16 protein-coding genes and 4 tRNA genes are annotated in these 23,551 nt (G+C 63.4%); 4 read left to right on the forward strand and 16 right to left on the reverse strand.

Annotated elements, in window-relative coordinates; genetic code table 11:
• Positions 1-62: 62 nt before the first annotated feature.
• From HU729_RS00890 to HU729_RS00925, 8 genes are all read right to left on the reverse strand, one after another.
• A complete protein-coding gene (locus HU729_RS00890) occupies positions 63-2,459 on the reverse strand; it encodes an RND family transporter (RefSeq protein ID WP_186666760.1) in 2,397 nt (798 codons plus the stop codon).
• On the reverse strand, positions 2,456-3,478 hold the full coding sequence (locus HU729_RS00895) for a YCF48-related protein (RefSeq protein ID WP_186707906.1): 1,023 nt from the start codon (positions 3,476-3,478) through the stop codon (positions 2,456-2,458). The genes HU729_RS00890 and HU729_RS00895 overlap by 4 nt, the downstream gene beginning before the upstream one ends.
• 234 nt (positions 3,479-3,712) lie before the next feature.
• Positions 3,713-6,373, reverse strand: coding sequence for an aminopeptidase N (gene pepN, locus HU729_RS00900; RefSeq protein WP_186707907.1), 2,661 nt, complete (start codon positions 6,371-6,373; stop codon positions 3,713-3,715).
• Positions 6,374-6,386: 13 nt separating this feature from the next.
• Positions 6,387-7,217, reverse strand: coding sequence for a DUF2797 domain-containing protein (locus tag HU729_RS00905; protein WP_186666763.1), 831 nt, complete (start codon positions 7,215-7,217; stop codon positions 6,387-6,389).
• Positions 7,214-7,474, reverse strand: coding sequence for a DUF1315 family protein (locus HU729_RS00910; RefSeq protein ID WP_065861159.1), 261 nt, complete (start codon positions 7,472-7,474; stop codon positions 7,214-7,216). The genes HU729_RS00905 and HU729_RS00910 overlap by 4 nt, the downstream gene beginning before the upstream one ends.
• Before the next feature lie 14 nt (positions 7,475-7,488).
• A complete protein-coding gene (locus tag HU729_RS00915) occupies positions 7,489-8,367 on the reverse strand; it encodes a rhomboid family intramembrane serine protease (RefSeq protein WP_186707909.1) in 879 nt (292 codons plus the stop codon).
• Positions 8,364-9,335 (reverse strand): metallophosphoesterase, encoded by a 972-nt coding sequence (locus HU729_RS00920; protein ID WP_186666765.1) that lies wholly within the window; start codon positions 9,333-9,335, stop codon positions 8,364-8,366. Before HU729_RS00920 ends, HU729_RS00915 begins: the two co-directional genes overlap by 4 nt.
• Entirely contained in the window at positions 9,335-10,225 is an 891-nt protein-coding gene (locus HU729_RS00925) for an NAD(+) kinase (RefSeq protein ID WP_054893119.1), read from the reverse strand. Before HU729_RS00925 ends, HU729_RS00920 begins: the two co-directional genes overlap by 1 nt.
• Here HU729_RS00925 and HU729_RS00930 point away from each other — a divergent pair.
• On the forward strand, positions 10,224-11,258 hold the full coding sequence (locus tag HU729_RS00930) for a DUF1853 family protein (RefSeq protein ID WP_238348275.1): 1,035 nt from the start codon (positions 10,224-10,226) through the stop codon (positions 11,256-11,258). The genes HU729_RS00925 and HU729_RS00930 overlap by 2 nt on opposite strands.
• 151 nt (positions 11,259-11,409) lie before the next feature.
• The gene (locus HU729_RS00935) at positions 11,410-11,955 is read left to right on the forward strand and encodes a cytochrome b (RefSeq protein ID WP_186707911.1); all 546 of its coding nucleotides are present in this window, start codon (positions 11,410-11,412) and stop codon (positions 11,953-11,955) included.
• Here HU729_RS00935 and HU729_RS00940 read toward each other — a convergent pair.
• The 3 genes from HU729_RS00940 to HU729_RS00950 form a co-directional block, all read right to left on the reverse strand.
• Positions 11,946-12,845: a pyridoxal-phosphate dependent enzyme gene (locus HU729_RS00940; protein WP_186667003.1), complete on the reverse strand. Its 900-nt coding sequence runs from the start codon at positions 12,843-12,845 to the stop codon at positions 11,946-11,948. The two genes, HU729_RS00935 and HU729_RS00940, sit on opposite strands and share 10 nt — an antisense overlap.
• 34 nt (positions 12,846-12,879) lie before the next feature.
• Complete coding sequence (locus tag HU729_RS00945; RefSeq protein ID WP_186707913.1) at positions 12,880-16,821, reverse strand: DUF6543 domain-containing protein; 3,942 nt, start codon at positions 16,819-16,821, stop codon at positions 12,880-12,882.
• Between the two features lie 69 nt (positions 16,822-16,890).
• On the reverse strand, positions 16,891-18,927 hold the full coding sequence (locus HU729_RS00950; protein ID WP_186707915.1) for an NADPH-dependent 2,4-dienoyl-CoA reductase: 2,037 nt from the start codon (positions 18,925-18,927) through the stop codon (positions 16,891-16,893).
• A 186-nt stretch (positions 18,928-19,113) separates the two neighbouring features.
• On the opposite strand from HU729_RS00950, the gene HU729_RS00955 reads away from it, so the two are divergent.
• Together HU729_RS00955 and HU729_RS00960 are read left to right on the forward strand one after the other, a co-directional pair.
• Positions 19,114-20,232 carry a nitrilase-related carbon-nitrogen hydrolase gene (locus tag HU729_RS00955; protein ID WP_186666769.1) on the forward strand — a complete coding sequence of 373 codons (1,119 nt, stop codon included), beginning with the start codon at positions 19,114-19,116 and terminating at the stop codon, positions 20,230-20,232.
• Positions 20,233-20,236: 4 nt separating this feature from the next.
• The gene (locus tag HU729_RS00960) at positions 20,237-21,277 is read left to right on the forward strand and encodes an AraC family transcriptional regulator (protein ID WP_186707917.1); all 1,041 of its coding nucleotides are present in this window, start codon (positions 20,237-20,239) and stop codon (positions 21,275-21,277) included.
• A 411-nt stretch (positions 21,278-21,688) separates the two neighbouring features.
• On the opposite strand, the gene HU729_RS00965 is transcribed toward HU729_RS00960, so the two are convergent.
• From HU729_RS00965 to HU729_RS00985, 5 genes are all read right to left on the reverse strand, one after another.
• Positions 21,689-22,567: a DUF2242 domain-containing protein gene (locus HU729_RS00965; RefSeq protein ID WP_186666771.1), complete on the reverse strand. Its 879-nt coding sequence runs from the start codon at positions 22,565-22,567 to the stop codon at positions 21,689-21,691.
• A 257-nt stretch (positions 22,568-22,824) separates the two neighbouring features.
• Positions 22,825-22,901, reverse strand: a tRNA-Asp gene (locus HU729_RS00970).
• A gap of 139 nt (positions 22,902-23,040) precedes the next feature.
• Positions 23,041-23,117, reverse strand: a tRNA-Asp gene (locus HU729_RS00975).
• 99 nt (positions 23,118-23,216) lie between these two features.
• A tRNA-Asp gene (locus tag HU729_RS00980) sits at positions 23,217-23,293 on the reverse strand.
• A 79-nt stretch (positions 23,294-23,372) separates the two neighbouring features.
• Positions 23,373-23,448: transfer RNA gene (locus HU729_RS00985), tRNA-Val, on the reverse strand.
• Between the last annotated feature and the right edge of the window lie 103 nt (positions 23,449-23,551).

Consider the following 23,551-nt stretch of genomic DNA (forward strand, 5'->3'; position numbering starts at 1 on the left):
GAAGCCTTGAAACCGTGCAGGAGCGGCCTTGCGCCGCTCCTGCACCAATAGCGTCGGTTTCCTCAATGGGCGAAGATCGAGCCACCCTCCTTGCCCACCATCTTCTCGGGCTTGATCAGGAACCGCGCCAGGGCCGGCAGCAGCCACAGCGCGCCGAACATGTTCCACAGCAGCATGAAGGTCAGCATCAGGCCCATGTCGGCCTGGAACTTGATCGCCGAGAAGATCCAGGTGCACACGCCGATCGCCAGGCACAGGCCAGTGAACAGCACCGCCTTGCCGGTGGAGCGCAGGGTCTCGTAATAGGCTTCCTGCAGCGGCAGGCCCGCGCGCAGGAAGCTTTCCAGGCGGCTGTAGATGTAGATGCCGTAGTCCACACCGATGCCCACGCCCAGGGCGACCACCGGCAGCGTCGCAACCTTCACGCCAATGCCCATGAACGCCATCAGGGCGTTGCCCAGCACCGAGGTCAGGACCAGCGGCAGGACGATGCACAAGGTGGCGGCGAAGGAGCGGAAGGTGATCATGCACATCACCGCCACGCAGATGTACACCAGGATCAGGATGGTCAGCTCGGCCGACTTGATCACCTCGTTGGTGGCCGCCTCGATGCCGGCGTTACCGGCCGCCATGAGGAACTGCAGGCCTTCCTTGTTGTGCGCATCGGCGAAGGTCTTGGCTGCAGCGGTGACGCGCTCGAGGGTCTCGGCCTTGTGGTCGTTGAGGAACACCAGCACCGGCGCCAGCGAGCAGTCGGCGTTGTACAGGCCATCGGCACGGGCGATGGAGTTGTTGAGGATGTCCGGGTTGCGCGAGAGGGTCTCCCACTTCAGGCTGCCCTCGTTCATGCCCTTGATCACCTGCTTGGACACGGTCACCAGGGAGATGGTCGACTGCACCCCCGGGGTGTTGTCCATGGTCCACATCAGTTCGTCGATCGGCGCCATGGTCGAGTGGATCGAGCAGCTCTCGGCCGGGGTCTTGACCATGATCACCAGTACATCCGAACTGGTCGAGTAGTTGTTGATGATGAAGCTGTTGTCCTGGTTGTAGCGCGAATCCGGACGCAGCTCCGGCGCGCCTTGGTCGAGGTCGCCGATCTTCAGGTTCTGGCTGTACCAGAGCCCGCCGGCAAAGGCGACCAGCGCGAGTGCGATCGACACCGGCGCCACCTTGGGGCTGGCGAAGTTCGACAACAGGCGCCAGAACGGATGCTCGCAGACCGCATCCTTCTTGCTGCGGGCGATGGCCTTCTGGCTGATGCCGACATAGCTGATCGCGACCGGCAGCAGGATCAGGTTGGTGAAGACGATCACCGCCACACCGATCGAGGCCCCGATGGCCAGCTCACGGATCACGCCAATGTCGATGATCAGCAGGGTAATGAAGCCCACTGCATCGGCGAGGATGGCGATCATCCCCGGCAGGAACAGCTGGCGGAAGGTGCGCCGCGCGGCGGTCAGGGCGTTGTCGGCATCGCTGGACTGCAAGGCGATACCGTTGATCTTCTGCACCCCGTGGGAAATGCCGATGGCGAAGATCAGGAACGGCACCAGCATCGAGTACGGATCGAGACCGAAGCCGACCGCGTGCATCAGCCCAAGCTGCCACACCACCGCCACCAGGGTGGTGATGAGCACGGCGATGGTGCTGCGGATGCACCAGGTGAACCAGTACAGCAACGCCCAGGTGATGACCAGCGCCACCCCGAAGAACATCGCCACCATCACCAGGCCGTCGATCAGGTCACCGACCTTCTTGGCGAAACCGACGATATGGATCTTCACGTTCGGGTTCTGCGCCTGGAACTTGTCGCGGATCTTCTCTTCCAGCTGGTGGGAGAATTTCTGGTAGTCCAGCTTGGTCAGCTTGCCCGGGTCCTGCGGGTCGGGGAAGTTTTCCAGCAGCGGAATGTCGACGATGCTCGACTTGAAGTTGTTGGCCACCAGCCGCCCGACCTGGCCAGACTTGAGCACGTTGTCACGCAAGGTGTCGAGGCTGTCCTGCGAGCCGTTGTAGGTGTTGGGGATGATTTCGCCGCCGGAGAAACCTTCCTCGGTCACTTCGCTCCAGCGCACGCTCGGGCTCCACAGCGACTTCAACCCGGCACGGTCGACGCCGGGGATGTAGAACACCTCGTCGTGGATCTGGCGCAAAGTCTCCATGTAGTCCTTGTCGAAGATGTCGCCATTGACCGCCTCGACCGAGATGCGCACGGTGTTGCCGAGGTTGGCCAGGTCATTGCGGTGCTCCATCATCTGTTCGATGAACGGATGCTGCAGCGGGATCATCTTCTCGAAGCTGGTGGAGGGGCGAATCTGCGTGGCCTGCCAGAACAGGAAGATGCTCACCAGCACGCACAAGGCGATGACCACGGGGCGGTTGTTGAAGATCAGCCGCTCGAGCAGGGTGGCCTTGTCCTTGTGGTGGGGCATGTTGAAATTCTCCGGACGGGTCATGGCCGAGCCTCCTCGGCGCCTTCAGCAGTGGCCAGGTGTATGCCACCCTGCCCCACCAGCAGCAGGCCGCCATCGGCCAGGCCGCTGACACCGGCCAGCGCGATGCGGTCGGCGCGGTTGTACATCGTGAACGTCTGGCCATCGTCGCGGCTGCGCAGCACGCTGCCACCATTGCCGACCACGACGAGGCTGCCATCTTCGAGAAGCGTAGCGTTTGCCAGGCCGAATTCGAGCGGACCCCGCCCGGCCTCCAGCGGGATGGCTTGCCAGGTGTCGCCAAAGTCGGTGGAGCGCAGCAGGTTGCCGCGCAGTCCGTAGGCCAGCAGCGTGTGCGCTTGCCCGGTGCCGGTCACGCCGAACAGCGAGCCCTCGTAGGGGCTTTCGACATGCGACCAGGTCTGGCCGTCGTCGCTGGAGCGGAACATGCTGCCCTGCTCGCCCACGATGAACAGGCCGGCATCCTTCACCTGGGTGATGCCATTGAGGTGCAACTGGTCGGGGTTGTCGAGACGCTCGGCGACGTCCTGCCAGTTCTGCCCACCGTCGGTGGTTTCCAGCAGCGCGCCATAGGCGCCGACGGCGAAGCCGTGCTGGGCATCGATGAAACGCACATCGAGCAGCGGGGCTTCACGGGAGAGGTCTTCGAACTGCTTGCTCCAGGTCGCACCGCCGTCGCTGCTGGCGAGAATCTGCGCGTCATGACCGACCGCCCAGCCACGCTTGTCGTCGAGGAAGAACACGGCAGTGAGCAGTTGACGGGTGGGTACCCGGGCCTGGGTCCAGGTCTTGCCCTGGTCGTCGGAGAACAGGATATGGCCGCGATCGCCGACCACCACCAGGCGTTTGCCGGCGTGTACGGCGTCGATCAGCAGGCTCTGGCTGGCCTTGGCCGATTCCACCGAGTATTCAGCGACGGCCGCGGCCTGTGCGGTGCCTGTCCATGTGCCCAGCGCCAGTAACGCGCTGGCCGTCAACGCCAAGGCTCCGCGCCTGGCATCCGCCTTCAGCCATTCCCTCATGACCGCCCCCTGTTGTGTTCTTGTAGTGGGTCAATGCCTTGCAGGTACTGCGAAAACCCTTGATCCAGAGCCCTGCAATAGCTTTGGGCCATCCTATCGGGGAAGATCGCGCGAACACAACGGGCGGGACGTTATGTTTTGTTAACCGCCAAAAAGCATCGCGGGCAAGCCCGCTCCCTGATCCTTGTGGGAGCGGGCTTGCCCGCGAATCGGCCAGCCCGGTTTAAAAATGAATCAAGCCAGGCTCTTGCTCACCACTTCATACACATCACTGGACAGCGCACCGGAGGCGAGGATTCGCTCGAGCTCGCCCTTCATGAGCGCCTGACGCGCAGCATCGTACTTGCGCCAGCGGGTCAACGGCGCCAGTTGGCGCGAGGCGATCTGCGGATTGAGCGCGTTGAGCTCGATCACAAGGTCCGCCAGGAAGCGATAACCCGAGCCGTCGGCGGCATGGAAGTTGACCAGGTTCTGCCCGGCAAAGGCGCCGACCAGCGCACGCACCTTGTTCGGGTTCTTCAGGGTGAAGGCCGGGTGCTGCATCAGCGCCTTGACCCGCGCCAGCCCGCCCGGCAGGCTGCTTGCCGCCTGCACGCTGAACCACTGGTCCATGACCAGGGGGTTGTCCTTGAAGTGCTCGGCGAAGGCCTGCAGCGCCTTGGCGCGCTCGGCTTCGAACGGCGAATTGACCAGCACGGCCAGCGCGGTCAGGCGCTCGGTCATGTTGTCGGCGTGCTCGAACTGCTCCAGCGTAGCCTCCAGCACCTGCGCCTTGCCGCTGAGCATCAGGTACGACAGCGCGATGTTCTGCAGGCTGCGGCGGGCGAAGTGCTCGGCTGCAGCTACATAAGCGGTGTTGCGCGACACTTCGCGGTTGGCCTGGTAGCGCGCCCACAGCGCATCGAACAGCTGCTCGGCGATCTGCTTGCGGGCGAACTCGCGGGCCGCATGAATCGCGTCGACATCCGCCACCTGGCTGATTTCGGTGAGGTAGGCCTCGCCTGGCAGCGACAGCATTTCGGCGACCATGGCCGGGTCCAGCGACTCGTTGGCCAGTACCGTACCCAGGGCAGTGATCAGCCGAGGGTCGAGTTTCAGCGCTTCGCCGCGCTGATGCTGGCCGATCAGCTCCTGCAGCACCTGCACGGCCAGCTGCTGGCCCGCTTCCCAGCGGTTGAAGCCATCGCTGTCGTGCTGCATGAGGAACATCAGCTGGTCGCGGTCATAGGGGAAGCTCAGCTTGACCGGTGCACTGAAGCCACGCAGCAACGACGGCAGCGGCTTGGCGACGATGCCCTGGAAGGTGAAGGTCTGCTCGGCTTCGGTCACCGAAAGTACGCGTTGGGTCGCGGCGTTGGCAGCCGCTTCACCGGCCAGTTGCAGCGGCAGGTCATTGCCCTCGGCATCGAGCAGGCCCAATGCTACCGGGATCACGAACGGCAGTTTGTCGAGCTTGTCCGGCGTCTGCGGGCAGCTCTGGCGGAAGGTCAGGCTGTAGGTCTGCGCCGCGCCATCATAGGCTTCGCTGACCTCGAGGCGCGGCGTGCCGGCCTGGCTGTACCAGCGCTTGAACTGGGTCAGGTCGACGCCATTGGCGTCTTCCATGGCCTTGATGAAGTCGTCGGTGGTCACCGCCTGGCCATCGTGACGCTCGAAGTACAGGTCGCTGCCCTTGCGGAAGCCCTCGGTGCCCAGCAGGGTACGGACCATGCCAACCACTTCGGCGCCCTTTTCGTACACGGTCAGGGTGTAGAAGTTGGAGATCTCGATGAAGCTGTCCGGGCGCACCGGATGGGCCATGGGGCCGGCGTCTTCGGCGAACTGGTGGGTGCGCAGGTAGGCGACGTCCTCGATGCGCTTGACCGTGCGCGAGTTCATGTCGGCGCTGAACTCGGCGTCGCGGAACACCGTGAAGCCTTCCTTGAGCGACAGCTGGAACCAGTCGCGGCAGGTCACGCGGTTGCCCGACCAGTTGTGGAAGTACTCATGGGCGACCACCCCTTCGACGCGCTGGTGGGCAGCATCGGTGGCGGTTTCGGCGCGGGCCAGCACGCAACTGGAGTTGAAGATGTTCAGGCCCTTGTTTTCCATGGCGCCCATGTTGAAGTCGTTGACCGCGACGATCATGAAGATGTCCAGGTCGTACTCACGGCCGTAGACCTCCTCGTCCCAGCGCATGGACTTCTTCAGGCTGACCATCGCGTGGTCGCACTTGTCGATGTTCTCGGGCTCGACGTAGATGCGCAGGGTCACATCGCGACCCGACTGGCGGGTGAAGCTGTCCTCGACGCACCAGAGATCGCCCGCCACCAGCGCGAACAGGTAGGCCGGCTTCTTGAACGGGTCTTCCCAGGTTGCCCAGTGGCGGCCGTCTTCTGCCGGGCCGCTGCCGACCGGGTTGCCGTTGGACAGCAACACCGGGTAGCGGTGCTGCTCGGCGATCACCGTGGTGGTGAAGGTGCTCATCACATCCGGGCGGTCGAGGTAGTAGGTGATCTTGCGGAAACCTTCGGCTTCGCACTGAGTGCAGAACATCTTGCCGGACTTGTACAGGCCTTCCAGCGCGGTGTTGCTTTCCGGATGGATCTTCACGCTGGTGTCGAGGATGAAGCGCTCAGATTTGGGGTGGAGGGTCAGGCTGCTGTCATCGAGCTGGTAGTCATCGGCCTGCAGCTCCTGGTCGTCCAGCGCGGCGCGCTGCAGCGCCAGTTGCTGGCCATCGAGCACCAGTGGCGGCAAGCCGGCACCGCGCTCGGGGTTGCGGCGCATGACCAGTTGCGCATGGACCAGGGTGTGGTCCTCGAACAGCTCGAAGGTCAGGTGCGTCTCGTCGATCAGATACTCGGGCGCCTGATAGTCCTTGAGGTAGATCACTTGCGGTTGTTCGGTACGCATGGTGACGATCCTTTTACTGGAGCACGGCCAGCTGGTAGGCCGTGTACTTGCGAATATTGATCACGCCGGTGTCGAAGATCAGGTACTGGCCCTTGATGCCCAGCAGCGTGCCTTCCACCACCGGGTCCTTGTCCAGGTTGAAGCTGACGATCTTCTTCGGGTAGGCCTGGACCGGGTAGCGCATCTCGACCACTTCGGCATCGGGCAGTGGCTGGATCGCCTGCAGGCCGAAGCGGCCTTGCAGCTCGCGCAAGCCTTCGGCGCAGGCATCGAAGATCTGCTCGCGCACCGCGACCAGGTCCAGCGCTTCGGCATCGCCCTTGAGCAGGGTGCGCCAGTTGGTGCGATCCGGTACCTGGCTGCGCAACAGGTCTTCGACCAGGCCCGACTGTTGGCGGGTGGCCACGCGCATGATCGGCAGTGCCTGGCTGGCGCCCTGGTCAAGCCAGCGGGTGGGCAATTGCGTGGCACGGGTGATTCCCACCTTGATGCCCGACGAGTTGGCCAGGTACACCACATGGTCGGTCATGCAGAACTGCTCGCCCCACGACGGCTCGCGGCAGGTGCCGGCATCGTAGTGGCAACGTTCCGGGGCCATGATGCACACATCGCACTGGGCCAGTTTGGTCATGCAGGGGTAGCAGTAGCCCTGGCTGAAACTGGTCTTGGTGCGCTTGCCGCAATGGGTACAGTGGATCGCACCGAGGTATTCCAGACGCAGCGACTGGCCGATCAACGGGTTGACCGGCACCTGCTCTTCACCGAGGCGAAAGCTGTACTGCACGACCGGTGCCTCGAGACGCACCGCCATCTTGCTCAAGGAGCCACGAGCGAGTTCGATCAATGTACCGAGTCCGACTTGAACAGAATGTTGGGGATCGGCGCGGATTTGGAGGCGCATTCCTGCGGCCCCATGTAGCCGGTGCGCTCTTCCTCGGGCAGGTTCTGGATTTCCCAGGCGATCACTGCCTGCAGCGACAGCTCCTTCTGCTCGGCGGTGAGCTTGCGGCCATCGGACCATTTGCCGAGTTCCACCGCCGTCTTCAGGCTCTGGTAGATCTCGGGGGTGATGTTTTCGATCATTTGCGCGAAAGTGGACATGAGCGTCTCCTAAATCAAGCCGACAGTTTACGCCGGGCCAGCAGTCCACCCAAGAGGCCTGTCAGGCATCCGATGAGCAACCCGCCGACATGGGCGGCATTGGCGATCTGGCCGAAGCCGAGCTGGCCGACCACGCCACTCAGGCAGATCACCAGCCAGATGAGCATCATCACCAGCACGCCGCGGGGCAGGCTGAACAAGGGGTTGGGCGCCAGCCACTGGTAGAGCCAGAGGTAACCGAGCAAACCGTAGAGCACTCCGGACAGGCCACCGAACAGGTTTGGGCCGCCGATGAAATGCTGGGCCAGGTTCGACACCAGGCTGAACACCAGGGTCAGCGCCAGCAACGCCCAAGGCCCTTGGCGCAACTCGATGCGCCGCCCCAGCTCCCAGTACCACAGCCCGTTCATGGCCAGGTGCAGGACGCCGAAGTGCAGCAGCATGGGCGACACCAGGCGCCACCACTGGCCCTCACCCAGGCTTTGGGCCAGCGGCACGAAGTAGAGGTAGTCGCCCTGTACCTGGTAGTCCTGGAAGGTGAACCAGCTCAGGGTCGAAAGGTTTTCGCCAAGGCCGGTCAAGCCGACCACGGCAATGCACAGCAGCAGGATCGCAGCGGTGACCTTGCAGGCGCGCAACTGCTCCTTCAGCGGGGGCCGGGTCGGCTCGCTCGCGGGCGTTTGCGCACCCACGAGCGAATCCGCATCGGCATTGCCGTCAGGGTAGCGGCGATAGAGCTCGAGCACCTGCGCGGCCATGGCGGGCGGCACCCAGAGCACTTGCTCACTGCCCTCCTCGACCACCCGGTGCGGCACCTCGAGGCGCCGCAACAAGGTGACGAAGCCACTGAGGTCGACACCCAGCGGCAGACGCATCACTTCGATCACGTTCATTGGCTGGCCTGCGGTCGGTCGACATCGACCCAGACGAACTTGTGCGGATCGATGCGGGTTTCGTCGTCCAGCCGGTAGGCGGCCAGCTTGCCGTAGAGCACCGCGCTGTAGTCCAGGCAGGCCAGGTTGGCGCGGATCGGCGCGGGGTGGCCGCTGCGCCAGTAATGACCGACGAACAGCAGTGGTTCATCCTCCGAATAACGCAGCAGCGCGTTCTTCTGGCTGTGGCTGAGCGGCGCGCGGGCCACTTCCTCGGGCAGCGCATCGGGCTGGAACACGATGTCGCCATAGGTTTGCGGGTCTTCCTCCCAGAATTTGGTGCGGAAGAAGGCGCGGGTCAGGCCGTCGCCGCCGGTCAGCGTGAGGCCGTCTGGCAGGCGCATGTCGGTGCCGCGCAGCAGGCGGTTGCACACGGTCGAGGCAAAGCTTCCCGAGACCGCAGAGGCCTGCACGAAGTGCTCGTCGATACGGCCGTTCGGGTATTGGGCGCGCAGTTGTGCGATCAGTTGGTGGTCCCAGCAGGCATGCACCAGGCGGAAACGCCCGGCGTCGACGAACAGCGGCAGGGTGTAGAACCACTGGATGAAATCATGCCAGTCGCCGGGATGCTGGGCGAATTGGGTGAGGGTCTCGTCGATCAGGCGGGCATGGCGCGGCGTGTGCTCGCGCACGAAGGCCTTGCCGCTGCCGGGAAGCGCCGGCGTGACCCAGCCCAGGGCGTTGTACTCGTGATTGCCCATGATGCAGTGGGCCTGGCCGGCTTCGACCATGTCATGGACGATGTGCAGCGCCTCGCGGATGCGCGGGCCTCGATCGACGATGTCGCCGAGGAACAGTGCCTGGCGCCGCGCATGGCGCCAGACACCACCCGTGCGCGTGTAGCCAAGGGTGTCGAGCAGGCGTTCGAGGGTCAACGCACAACCGTGAACGTCGCCGATGATGTCGAAACTGCGTGCCGGATCGAGCATCAGTCGTCCCTGCCCCCCAGACGACTGCCCCAGCCAAGCTTGGTGCGGCAGACTTCGTAGTAGTTATGATCCAGCGGATGGATCAAGCGCAGCTTCTGTGGCTTCTTGCTCACCGTGATGGTGTCGCCTGGAGCGCAGGTGAAGTGGTTCTGCCCGTCGCAGGAGACCTGCGGGTAGATCTGCAGGTCCTTGGCGACCACGATCTTCAGCTCGCTGTTGCCATCGACCACGATCGGCCGGCCAGACAGGGTGTGCGGATACATCGGCACGATGACGATGGCATCGAGCTTGGGGTGCATGATCGGGCCGCCGGCCGACAGCGCGTAGGCGGTGGAACCCGTGGGCGTGGCGACGATCAGGCCGTCGGCCTTCTGGCTGCAGACGAACTGGCCGTCGATGTAGATCTCGAACTCGATCATCCGCGTCGACTTGCCCGGGTGCAGCACCACATCGTTGAGCGCGTCGCCCTGGCCAATGGCTTCGTTGTGGCGGCGAACCTCGGCCTGCAGCAGGAAGCGGTTCTCGACCAGATAGTGGCCGTCGAGCACCTCGGCGACCTTGGTTTCCAGCTCGTCGGGGCGAATGTCGGTGAGAAAGCCCAGGTTGCCGCGGTTGATACCCAGCACCGGGATGTTGTGCCGGGCCAGCGCTCGGGCGGCGCCCAACAGGCTGCCGTCGCCACCGACGACGATGACCAGGTCGCAGACCTCGCCCAGCAGCTTGCGCGTGGAGGTCTGCAGGCCGTGGCCGGGCAGCACTTCGGCGATAGTGTCCTCGAGGATCACGTGCAGGTGGCGCTCGAGCAGGAACTTCTTCAGTCGGCGAATGGTGTCGAGCACCTGCGAGCTACCGAGGCGTCCGATGATACCGATATTGCGAAATTGCTCCATGGGGCTCCTGCAAGGCTCTGCGGCGGGTGACAATGCCTGGATTATGGGCGAAACGACCGGCCAGCAGCAAACCGGCTATGCTCGCAGGATGACGCCCTTCACCGACCTCCATGCCCTGCCCCGCCAGCTACGCCACCCTGGCGTGCGCGATCTGGCGTGGACGCTGCTGTCGTCGCCGCTGCTGAGCGAACCGCCCTGCCCGCAACGCCATCCGCTGGCGGCCAGCGGCTGGGCGGACGATCCCGGGCAGTTGCGCGACTGGCTGCTCGCCCTCGACCGCGATCCGCAGCCCTTGCAGGCGTGGCTGGCGCGCCTCACCAGCCGGCGCTTGGGGCTGTACTACGAAAGCCTCTGGCAATTCGCCCTGCAGCAGGCACCCGGCGTCGAGCTGCTGGCCGCCAACCTGGCAATCCGCCAGGGCCGGCAAACCTTGGGTGAGCTGGATATCCTGCTGCGCGATCGCACGGGCGACCATCACCTGGAACTGGCGATCAAGCTCTACCTCGGGCCGGATCAGGCTGATGCCCGCGACCCGGCGCAGTGGCTGGGTCCAGGTTGCCACGACCGGCTTGGCAGCAAGCTGGCGCATCTGGTCGCACATCAACTGCCGATCTCGGCTCGGGCCGAAAGCCGCGAAGCCCTGAATCAACTGCAGGTGGGCGATGTGCAGTCGCACCTGTGGCTGGGCGGCTATCTTTTTCATCCATGGCCGGGACAAACCACATCCCCCTTCGGGGCCAACCCTGCGCACCTGCGCGGGCGCTGGCTGCATCGACGCGAGTGGGCGCAGTATGCCAGCGCTCACCCGACGGCACTCTGGCAACCGCTGCAACGCCATGCCTGGCTGGCACCTGCACGGGTCGAGGCTGGGGATCGCTGGGGGGCGGCGGGTTTTGCAGCCTGGCTGTGGCGCCTGGAGGAAGGAGCCGCGGCACAATTGCTGGTGAGGTTGGAGGAGGATGGTGAAGGCGCCTGGCAAGAGGCGGAGCGAGTGTTTCTGGTGCGTGACAGCTGGCCAAATTTATCGGGATGACCCAGAACCAGTGCTCGAGAAAATGCCGTTCCGAGCCCAAAAATCATCGAAACAACCGACCTGAAACAACGAAAAATTACCAATCGACGCGCTAAAGTCCACACCAGGCGCCAGCAAGAGCGCCCACCCAACCTGATGACGAGGACCGACCATGGTTTCATCCACTCCCGAGCCCCACTATGCGCGCCTGTCCATCACCCTGCACTGGTTGATGCTGGTGCTGCTCGCCGCCGTCTATGCCTGCATCGAGCTACGCGGGCTATTCCCCAAGGACAGTGCCGAGCGCGACCTGATGAAGAGCCTGCACTTCATGCTCGGGCTCACAGTGTTCGTGCTGGTATGGCTACGCCTGGCCATGCGCCTTGCGCGCCCGACACCGCCTATCGTGCCCAAGCCACCCGCCTGGCAGACCGGCCTCTCCCATCTGGTTCACGTGCTGCTTTACCTGCTGATGATCGGCATGCCATTGGCCGGCTGGCTGATCCTCAGCGCTGCGGGCAAGCCGATACCATTCTTTGGGCTGGAGCTGCCTGCACTGATCGGCCAGGATCCGGACCAAGCGAAGTTCATCAAGGGCTGGCATGAACGCATCGGCACCTGGGGCTACTGGCTGATCGGGCTGCATGCCATTGCCGGGCTTTACCACCACTACATACGCCGGGACAACACACTGCTGCGCATGCTGCCCTACAAGTAACCGCGCCGCCCCTGCAGGCCACCGGTATGAACGAAGATCAGGCGGGTGCCGGGCGAAAATCGCCCGGCCTCGACCTGCTCACGCAGGGCCAGCAGCGCCTTCCCCGTGTAGATCGCCTCGAGCGGCAGACCGCTGTAACGCTCGCTGTCTGCAATGAATGCCAGCAACGCCTCATCGCGCCGGGCGAATCCAGCGCGGCTGGCGTCGTGCAGGCAATAGCCAGCTGTACCCGCCAACTGCGCAATGCCCTGCTCCACACCATGGTCGCGCGGCACCGCCAGGGCGCCATGCACCGGATGCGCGCCCTGCTCGGCCAGCACCAGGCCTGCCAGCGTGGTGCCGGTGCCCACCGCCAGCCACCAGGCGTGGTAATCGTCCCAACCGATAGACGCCAGTTGCGCCCGCGCCTGCTCGACGATCTGCCCACACCCCAAGGCGCCCTCCACGCCGCCCCCTCCCTCGGGGATGCAATGCCAGCCTGGATAGCGCGCCTGCCAGGGTTGCCAGAAGCCCTGCTCATTTCGCGCCCGGTAACCACCGTAGCCCAACCAGTGCAAGGTCATGCCCAGCGCCTCCAGGTCACGGACGGTCGGGGTGTCTTGCCGCTGACCACGCAACAACCCGGCGGTGGCGAAGCCGAAGCGCCTGCCCGCAGCGGCCAAGGCATGCAAATGATTGGAGTGGTTGCCGCCCAGGCTGATCAAGCCGGGTGCACCTGCCTTCTGGGCAGCACGCAGGTGGTGCTGCAGCTTGAACCACTTGTTGCCACTGACCAGTGGGTCGATCAGGTCCAGGCGCAATACTGCGCACGCCACGCCAGCCTGCACCAGCCAGGGCAGGTGCAGGCTTTGCAGGGGCGCGGCGGTGGAGCCGGGAAATCCATCGAACATCTGCAGCATCCCGAAAAACCTGCACGTTAGCAGGTCAACGGCGCCCCGTCTTCCAACTGTGGGCATTGCCGGTATCGATGAAGTCCTCCAGCGGCGTCAGCAGTGCAGAGACGCGTTTCACCCATGCTGATACCGAAATTTCGGGACGCACACCGTTGTCCTGTAGTTCGAAGATATACATCTTCGCTTCGGTCAAGGCCTTATCGATCGCACTGGCCCGATGCCGCACGGAATTGAGCAGATCGGGGCCGGTCACCCTGGATATCTCGCGCATGTACGCGGTGAAACCCGGGTCGGAGAACTTCGGGCGATAGCCAAGCTTCTGGCTCTCGCTGAAACGCTTGGACATTTCACGCAACACCGCATCGAGCAACGGGTTGCCCTTGAGCGAGGCGAAATGGCTGTTGTTGGGGCCGTAGAGCTGCAGGGTCATGTTGCTCACCACCCCGCCTACCGCCAGTTGCCCGGGCTGCAGCATGAAGCCTGGCAGCGGGCTGAGCAGTACATCGTCCATGTCCATGTACACACCGCCCAGTTCGTGTATCAACCTGTAGCGCAAGGCGTCGCAGGCCGCTGCGTAGTTACGGGTTTCCGGCCGGAGGAAGAACTTGAACACTTCGCCCTGCGGGCTATCTTCGAAAGGTTTGAAGAACACCTCCTGCCTCACCGCCGTGCAGGTCGCTCCCGGGTAGCGCGAGCGCAGCTTGCGCAACTGCACCACATTGCCCAACCCCCACCTACTGAGGCCCAGGAAGTGCAGATGCAATTTGTAACCGCCCTGTTGTGCCATCTCGATGTTGGCCTTGAGCGTAGCGTCGTGCGCCTCTATCAGAGCGTCTGCACTTCCGATCCAGATCTGGTGGATATCCTTGGGCAGCGGCTCCAGCCCACTGCTCGGCGGCTGCTCCGGCAGCACTGGCCGCTGGGGACACTCCAGCTCCATACGCGCCTGCTGGCGCACCATTCGAGACGCCTTCGGGCCAGGATCGGCAGCGCCCACATAGCGGCTTGTCTGTTCATCCCACCGGTAGTACAAGCGTTTGGACGACGAGTACCAACAGCAGTGCTCCAGATCGAACATTACCTTCAGTTCCTGGGCGCCGTCCATGATGCGGAAAACCCGGCCACTGCCATCGGCGCTTTCACTGACCCCACGCAGCGCGTTCACCGGCATCGTCCGAACCGGCAGTGGCTGGTCCATCCCCCCCAGCAGCCCCGGACGGCGCACGATCAGCCAGTCACCTGTGCGCGGATCACGTTCGATCCTCGGATCGGGATTGGAAAACAGCGAGCGGCTCTGAGTGTCGCCGCCTGATCCGATATGGAAACTCGAGGTCCGTTGCAGCGGGTCACGCACCTCATAGACAGGGTAGTAACGGCCCTGCAAAGACACGTTCAACCGGCCGTCGAAGACCAGCAACCCCTGCCGCGGCCCCTCGGAAATGGCAAAGGGTGAGCCCTGTGGCTTGGGCGCCTCGCTGATCGCAGCGACCGTCCGCGTACCACTGCCTCCCGCCAGGCGCAGCGGCACTCCCGAGGCGACGGGTGCCCTGAACCTGTAGAACTTGGCATTGGCCAGTCCGCTCAGGCTGCTCAAGAACTCGATGGCATAGGCTCCGGCCTGCTCACGCTCCCCACTGGCTAGCGCCGCGTAACTGTTGAACAGGTAATAACCAAGCTCTGCGAGGTCGAGCATGGTCATGACCCGCGCGGGAATCAGCGTACTCAACACGCGGAACACGGTGACAGCGATGTCCAGCCCACGCTCCAGTCGCAACTCGGCATCGGATACCGCCAGGCTGTTACCTTCGGCCAGCAGATAAGCGATCCGATAATCGAAAACAGCCATGCCCACCGATTGGCTGAGGGTTTGCGTGTCCAGGTCTGCGCCGGCCTTGCCATCCGCGATGCGAAGCAACAAAGGAAAGGCCTGCCCAAGCTGATGACGCCCGAACCGCGACACCCAGTACTCGGTGCTTGCGCTCCACTGCGCCGGATCTCGGATGCCTTCGAGCTCCCGGGTCATCACGGCGCGCAGGGTACTGCGGGAGCTGTGGCGCCTGAACGGCTTGCCGGACGGATGGCCGGGGGTGTAGCAAACCAGCGACGACTCGCCGGTTTCATGGAAGATCAGCACGTCACGCAAAGAGTTGCCACCCAGCTTGAGTACTTGCAACTCAGCGCGTTGTCCTTCGCGCAGAGGCCGCTTGCCAGGCGATGGATGATCCAGAACATCCTGGATAGCCTGATACCCGGAATCGTCCAGATCACCCGTGGCATGGGCCAGAAACGCATCGAGCCGCAGGCGTTTCTCGAACAGGGCTGTCGCGGCATCGCGGCGCCGTTGGTGCAGATCCTTGGTCTCGCCAGCAGCGGGTGTCGTCAACGCCTTGTTGATTGCTTGCTGATAGTGCTTCTGCAGGTCCAGTCGACGGCTCAGGGCCGTCAGCCGCGTGCTGGAGAGATAGCGCGACTGTGCCTGCGTCACGCCACTGAAACTGACCGTCCAACTGGCGTCGGCCCTGGCGTCCATGCGCATGGCAATGTATTCGACCAGCGAGCACTCGCTCTGCACGCTTTGCGACTGTGCAAGATCAGGGGTGACACCCGGTGCAAGTTCCACCTCCGGCAATTCAGGGCTGTACTCAACGATTTCGATCTCGACGGTGACTGCCCGGGGGTCCAGATCCTGCCCTTCCTCGCGCAACTCGGCGCGGATCCGATCACGGGCGAAATCCTTGAACGCGGGCAACTCCTTCCAATAGCCTTCGGCGAGGCTCTGCTGCCGGGCAATGTCGAGCAACATACCATCCAGTACCTTCTGCTGCGCTTGAGCGAGGTTGCGCAGCCCTTCCGGCAACTGTGCCCGCAGCAATTGGCGCTCGGCTTCGAACGCTAGCAACACCCGCGTGGAGCGTGCGCGTGACACATCCAGACCATTGCGGTCATCCCATACACCAGAATGTTCGCTGGTCGCGCTGGCATACCAGGTGTCACGTTGCTGTTTGGCCAGATGCTCGAACGGATTGCCCTCGATCAACCCGGCTCGTACCTCGAAGCTTGCACCTTCACGCTCCCACTCCTCGAGCAAGTCCCGTTGCGCCTGCGGTGTCAGGCGCATCAACAAGGCCAGGCCCCAGGCGCGGTCCTCCAACAGCGCCTTGCGCACCTCATTCAGGGTGGCCTGGAGGTTGTCGTGACGAAGGACAAACCCAAGATATCCGCTGCAATACAACACAGCTTCGCCGGTCAGGGCCTGCCGCTCGGTCACATAGGAAAGTGCCGGATCGTAGCCGGCCGGGATTTCGGTGAGAACCAGCATACCTGGCAGGGAGAAGGACTTCGCAGCGCCACCGGTGTGGACTGTCAGGTCGTAGACGCCACGTGCCAGGCTGCGGTCGGAGAAACGAGGGTGTTCGACGATGTCTTCGATCAGTGCCCTGGCTTCGGCAGTGAGCGTTCCGACGCTCTCCAGCAGCTGTACATCGTCCGCCAGGCTCGAGCGCACCTGCTGCTCCATGGCCAATTTTCGAGGAGCCGAAGACAACTGCGGGGGCACCTCCCAGTAGGTTTGCGCATCGTCCTCGAAACGGCTGAGCACAGCCTTGGCGTCGATAAGCTGCAAGGCGTCGAGCACCTGCTTCAGGGTCACGTCAACGAGCAGATCATCTTCGGCCAGCGAACTGGCGCTCGACGAAAGCACCGCCTGCGCCGGATCGAAGAGGTCGGCTTTCGTCTGTCCCAATCGTGCGGATTCGACCAAGGTTGTCAGGGCATGCGCATGGGCAAGCGAGCGTTCAGCAGCGCCATCGCCGCCGGTGAATTGCAACAGGTGCGGCGTACGCGCCAGCAGGCCCGGCAAGTGCTCCTCGAACAACGCGAGGGCTGCTGCCCGAAGCGTGGGCAGCGTGTCGATTTCAGGTAGTTGATCAGGCAGTTCGGCGGTAAGCGGCTGGGGCTGCGAGGTACTGGTCATGGCGGCAATCTCTCTGAAAACCGAGAGGTTGCCGCCACCGTGCGAACAAACGGTACTAACTATGTCTGCCTAGAGTTCTGCCGCCAGGCGCGACCCCTGGTTGATCGCACGCTTGGCATCGAGCTCGGCGGCGACATCCGCACCACCGATCAGGTGCACCGATTGCCCGTTCGCCAGCAGCCCCTCATACAGCTCGCGCTGGGGCTCCTGGCCGGCGCATATCACCACGTTGTCCACCGCCAGCAGCTGCGGTTCGCCTTCGCCAATGCGCACATGCAGACCAGCGTCATCGATCTTCAGGTAATCGACGCTGTTGAGCATCTGCACCTGCTTGTTCTTCAGGCCCGTGCGGTGAATCCAGCCAGTGGTCTTGCCCAAGCCGTCGCCGACCTTGGTCTTCTTGCGCTGCAGCAGATAGACCTGGCGTGCCGGAGCATGGGGCTCAGGCTTGACCCCCGCGATACCGCCGCGGGCTTCAAGGTGGGTATCGATACCCCACTCCTTCCAGAACGCCGCACGATCCTGGCTGGTCGCAACACCCTTGTGCACCAGGTACTCGCTGACGTCGAAACCGATACCTCCGGCACCGATCACGGCAACTCGCTCCCCTACTGGCTTGCGCTCGAGCAGCACGTCGAGGTAGCTCAGCACCTTGGCATGCTCGACGCCGGGGATGGCCGGCGTACGCGGGGTGATGCCGGTCGCCAGGATGATCTCGTCGAAGCCGCCCGCCGTCAGGTCGTCGACACCGACACGGGTGTTCAGGCGCAACGTCACGCCGCTGCTCTTCACTTTGTTGGCGAAGTAGCGCAGGGTCTCGAAGAACTCTTCCTTGCCGGGCACGCGCTTGGCCACGTTGAACTGCCCGCCGATCTCGGCGCTGGCATCGAACAGGGTCACCTCGTGCCCACGCTCGGCGGCGACCGTCGCCGCGGCGAGGCCAGCAGGCCCTGCGCCGACCACGGCGATGCGTTTCACCGCACGTACCGGCAGGTAGTTGAGCTCGGTCTCGTGGCAGGCACGCGGGTTGACCAGGCAACTGGTCAACTTGCCGCCGAAGGTGTGGTCGAGGCAGGCCTGGTTGCAGCCGATGCAGGTGTTGATCTCGTCCGCGCGGCCCTCGGCGGCCTTGTTGACGAAGTCAGGGTCGGCAAGGAAAGGCCGAGCCATCGACACCATGTCGGCATCGCCTTCGGCCAGCACCGCTTCGGCCACTTCGGGCGTGTTGATGCGGTTGGTGGTGATCAGCGGAATCTGCACTGCGCCGCGCAGCTTGGCGGTGACCTTGCTGAACGCCGCGCGCGGCACCTTGGTGGCGATGGTCGGGATACGCGCCTCGTGCCAGCCGATGCCGGTGTTGATCAGGGTGGCGCCCGCCTGCTCGATGGCCTTGGCCAACTGCACGATCTCCGCCCAGTTGCTGCCACCTTCGACCAGGTCGAGCATCGACAGGCGGAAGATGATGATGAACTCGCGGCCCACCGCTTTGCGTACGCGCCCGACGATCTCTACTGCAAGACGCATGCGGTTCTCGTAGCTGCCGCCCCAGCGGTCAGTCCGGTGGTTGGTGTGCGCGGCGAGGAACTGGTTGATGAAATAGCCTTCCGAACCCATGATCTCGACGCCGTCATAGCCGGCACGCTGGGCCAGTACCGAACAGTTGACGAAGTCGTCGATCTGCTTCTCGATACCCGCCTCGTCCAGTTCCTTGGGCTTGAACGGGTTGATCGGTGCCTGGATGGCACTGGGCGCCACCTGCCGCGGGCTGTAGGCGTAACGACCAGCATGCAGGATCTGCAGGCAGATCTTGCCTCCCGCCGCGTGCACCGCCTCGGTGACGATCCGATGCTTGTCGGCTTCTTCCTCGGTGCTGAGCTTGGCCGCGCCCGAGTACACGCCACCCTCGTCGTTCGGTGCAATACCGCCGGTCACCATCAGGCCGACACCGCCACGGGCACGTTCGGCGAAGTAGGCGGCCATCCGCTCGAAGCCCCCCGGGCGCTCTTCGAGCCCGGTGTGCATGGAGCCCATCAGGGTGCGGTTACGCAGGGTGGTGAAGCCCAGGTCGAGCGGGGCCAGCAGGTGTGGGTAGCGTTCGGCAGCCATGGAGGGACTCCAGATGAGGCGTGATCACGGAATGCGGGTGCCTCACACGGGCCCCGTCGTTTGTCTGCCGTCGACATTAAACAGGCGTTTGAACCGGCTCAATGATCGAAACTGACAACTTATTGATCCTGCTGCACAGCGGGACTACCCTAGGACACCCTTGGCCTAAAGATGCCGTACCGTTTCATGCGCAAACTCCTGGCAAGCGCCCTGGCGCTGGTGATGATCGCCGCCCTGTTCAGCTATGGCTTCTGGACCCAGCAGCGCCCGGAAGGTCATTACCTATCCGATTTGCGCATCCAACTGGCGCTCAACCAGGGCGTTCCCGGCGAACACGGCAACCTGCTGGGCATCGAGCCGCTGCTCTACCCCAGCGACTACCAGAACCTCGAGCGCCTGCACCGCAAGCTCTCGGCCTATCTGGAACAGGCACGCGCCCAAGGCTTGGTCAACCCGCGAACGGTGGTGGTGCTGCCCGAGCATATCGGCACCTGGCTCTGGGCCCGCGGCGAGAAAAAGGAGCTGTACCAGGTCACCCAGTTCCGTGAAGCCTGGCAGTGGCTGGAACTGAGCAATCCCGTGCGCTACGGCCTGGCCATGCTGGCGGCCACTGGCGATGACCGCCGCTCCGACGCACACCTGCGCATGAAGGCGCGGCAGATGGCCGCTGACTACCAGCAATTGTTTGGCGGCCTGGCCCGCGAGTTCGGTGTCACCCTGGTGGCCGGCTCCATCGTGCTGCCGGCGCCCTATGTCGAAGAGGGTCAGTTGCATGTCGGCAAAGGACCGCTGTTCAACAGCAGCCTGGTGTTCGCCAGCGATGGCACACCACTTGGCCAGCCACAGTTGCAGCAATACGCCGACAGCGAGGTCCGTCGCTTCATCGAGGATGGCCAGGCCCAGCCGCTGCAGGTCGTGCAGACCCCGGCCGGACGCCTGGGTGTGCTGGTGGGCAGCGACAGCTGGTATCCGCGCAACCATGAGCTGTTGGCTCGCCAGTCGGTGCAACTGATCGCCAATCCGGTGTTTCTCAGTGGCAAGGGAAGTTGGCAGGCACCCTGGCGTGGCAACCGCCACCAACAGGCGGCCAACCAGTTGCCGTTGAGCAAAGGCGAAGTCAGCGAGGAGGCGGCCTGGCGTCAACTGATCCTTGCCGCCAACCCCAAGCTGCCAAGCATCAGTGTCTTCCTGCGCGGCCAGTTCTGGGAGCTGGGCAGCGACGGCCAAGGCTTTGTCAACCAGGCGGGCGCACAACTGGCTGGCAATCCCAGCCAGGGCGCCCGCCTGCTTAACCTGTGGCTGTAAGGGCATGCGCCAGCCACGCGTGCGCCTGGGTGACCTCTCGGTAGGTTTCGTCCAGCCGCTGACCGAAGCCCTGCAGGAACTGGGTCATGACCCGACGCCGCTGTTGCAACGTTATGGGTTGGATGCCGCGCGTGTGAATAAAGCCTGTGCCCGCCTGTCGATTCCCCGCTACATGCACCTGGGGCACGCAGCCATCGAGCTCAGCGCCGAGCCCGCGCTGGGGCTGCGCATGGGAAGCCTGAGCCGCCTGGCCCAGGCCGGCCTGGCGGGCGTGACGGCAGCACAGGCCCCGAACGTGCGGGAGGCTGCGCGTACTCTGCTGCGCTTCGAGCCGCTGTACGCTGCCAACTATCGTGGCAGCTCGGCCTTCATCGAAGACGCCCAAGGAGCCTGGCTGCGCTTTTACTCGATCAGCCCGTACAACACCTACAACCGCTTCGTGGTCGACTCGTTGCTGGCCGGCTGGCTGGCACAGTTGTCGGGGCTGGCCGGCACGCCGGTGCTGGCAGAACGCATGGAGATCGAGTTCGAAGCACCCGCCTACAGTGCCCTGTATCAACCGTTGTGCAGCACGCCCGTGCAGTTCGGCGCTGCCAGCAACCAGCTACGCCTCGGCCAGGCCGCACTCGCGCTGGGTAACCCACACCACTGCCCTAGCACCTGGCAGCACCTGCTGCAGCTGTGCGAAGCGGAGCTGGCACAGCGCACGCGTGTGCGCAGCCTGGGCGAGCGCATCACTCATCTGCTCGGCCCGTTGCTCAACGGCGGACGGGAACCTGATCTGGAGGAGGTTTCACACCATCTGCAACTGCCCACCTGGACATTGCGTCGCAAGCTGGCCGAGGAAGGCTCGAGCTTTCGCGGCCTGCTCAACGACACCCGACGCGACCTCGCCGAAACCTACATCCGTGATACGGAGCTGGCCTTCGGTGAGATCGCCTATCTGCTGGGGTTTGCATCAGCCGAAGCCTTCCAGCGCGCATTCAAGCGCTGGACGAGGCTGACACCGGGGGAGTTTCGCCGCCATCAGCGGCAAGTGGGCTAGAGCTCGGTGGCGTCTTCTGCCGGCTCCGGAGTGTCCAGTTCATATGCCTGGAATTCGAGAAGCTCTTCCTGATAATCGTCCATTGGCCTGCGTCCTCTTGCATTCATTTTTTCACGGGTCTGGCCATCAAGCTATGCGGGCCGGATGAAGGAATCATGACATCCCCATGAGGAATAAACGTAGCAGGCGTTCGAGTCGTTAACAGCAGCTCTTGTGTAACAGCGGATGAAGCATTTACCTAGGGTCTGTATGAAAAGCCTTGAGACGAAGGTCAGGCAAGGCGAAAACAGCCGAGGAACGGCCGGGGTCGCGCTCGACTTTACGGGTTGTAAATGAGCATTCCGACCGGGCTGGCGCACCAGGCTGTTTTCAACGCAGCATCACCGAGTATCAAGGTTTTTCATACAGAGCCTAGAGTGACGAGGGGGCCGGCTCGCTGGTCGGTGCTGCTTGCTGCACCTGGATCGGCGCAGCTTCGACCGGCGGCGCGATAGGCTGCGAGCCCTGGCTATCGTCGACCACAGGCGCCGCTGGCGCCTCGCTGGCGGCTGGTGCGGCTGGTGCTGCAGCGGTCGGCGATGGCGCTTGCTCCGAAGGAGTCACCGGCGCTGCCGGCTCGACCTGTGGCGCGCTGCCAGACACCGGTACCGCCGCTGGCTGAACGGCCGGGGCCAATGCTGCAGGCTCGGGCAAGCCCAACTCCTGCGCCGGTTTTTCAGGCTTGGGCGGCTCCACTTGAGGGGTGGCCTTCTTCTGCTTCTTCGGCTTTGGCAGGTAGCTTTCGACCAGGGAGAAATAACGCTCGTAGAACTGCGGCGAAGTCACGGTTTCGCTGGCCACCTTGACCATGGAGTCGTCGGTGGAGCCGATCGGCATCGACACCGAGCCGAGGATGCCCACTCCGAGGCTGGCCGAGGTATTGGATTTTTTCAGGGTGTAGCGATCCTGCAAGGCGTTGGCAAAGATAGTCGAGCGCTGATCGTCGCTGCTGTCGGGAGCACAGGTGATGTTGAAGCTGATCTGCAGGTGGTTCTCGGCGTTCTGCTGGAAGCTCTTGTTGCCGGCCACCTGGCTCGCGTCACTGCTGGTGATGATATAGCCCTGGCTCAACAATGCCCGGCGCGCGGCTTCGCACGATCCGGCATCGCTGACCTGGAAACTGCGCGAGAACGTCCCCGAGTCGTCGAAGTTCTCGTGTTCGTAGATCGCTGCCTTTTTCGAGGAACAGCCGGAAACACCCGCCAGCACCAGGGCCAGCCCGAGCGCTACTGAGACGGTAGATCTGGACATTGTCAATTCCGGGAAGAACGAATGGTGCCTATTGTGCAACACATCGCTGGGTCGCTGAAACCGCTGGTCGGTGAAGAGTCTGTCAGCATCAGGTAAATGTTCAAACTGACCCTGTCAGCTCCACGCCGATGTCTAACAGCACTGGCGATTGATATAAAGGCAGGTACTAGCCATTCACCAGGCCACAGAAACAAAAAAAGCGACCCGAAGGTCGCTTTCTTTGTGCCTCGAGGTGTTCAGTGACCTCGAAGCGGATATGGCGCAGCGGACGGGACTCGAACCCGCGACCCCCGGCGTGACAGGCCGGTATTCTAACCGACTGAACTACCGCTGCGTATCGCACAGACCGAAGCCTGCTTGAAACTGGGATCTGCGTGCCAGCGCATGACGCTGGTATTGCAGGCACAAAAAAGGCGATTGGTTCATCGCCTTCAATGTCGCTTCGAGGAGTTCTAGGGCCTCAAAGCAGAAGATGGCGCAGCGGACGGGACTCGAACCCGCGACCCCCGGCGTGACAGGCCGGTATTCTAACCGACTGAACTACCGCTGCGTATCTTGCAGGCCTTAACCTGCTTGAAACTGGGATCTGGCAGAAAGGTCTTGCCTTTATGCCACAGACCGGTGAATCTCACCCATCTGTTAAAGTAAGTGGCGCAGCGGACGGGACTCGAACCCGCGACCCCCGGCGTGACAGGCCGGTATTCTAACCGACTGAACTACCGCTGCGCATGTGGACTTGCGTCCTGTTCCTCTCTGGTAGGAAGCCTCTTTCGAAGCGTCCCGGGCCAGGAACAATCTCAGGAAGTGGTGGGTGATGACGGGATCGAACCGCCGACCCTCTGCTTGTAAGGCAGATGCTCTCCCGGCTGAGCTAATCACCCTCGCGATGTTGCTTGTTGCGTTTGCTTCGCTGAGGCCGCGAAATTTACGCAGGTACCGATGCTAAGTCAATAGCCCCGTTGAATTTTTTTTCAAAAACCTGAA

Source organism: Pseudomonas sp. RW10S2, from assembly GCF_014268985.1.
GTDB lineage: Bacteria > Pseudomonadota > Gammaproteobacteria > Pseudomonadales > Pseudomonadaceae > Aquipseudomonas > Aquipseudomonas wayambapalatensis.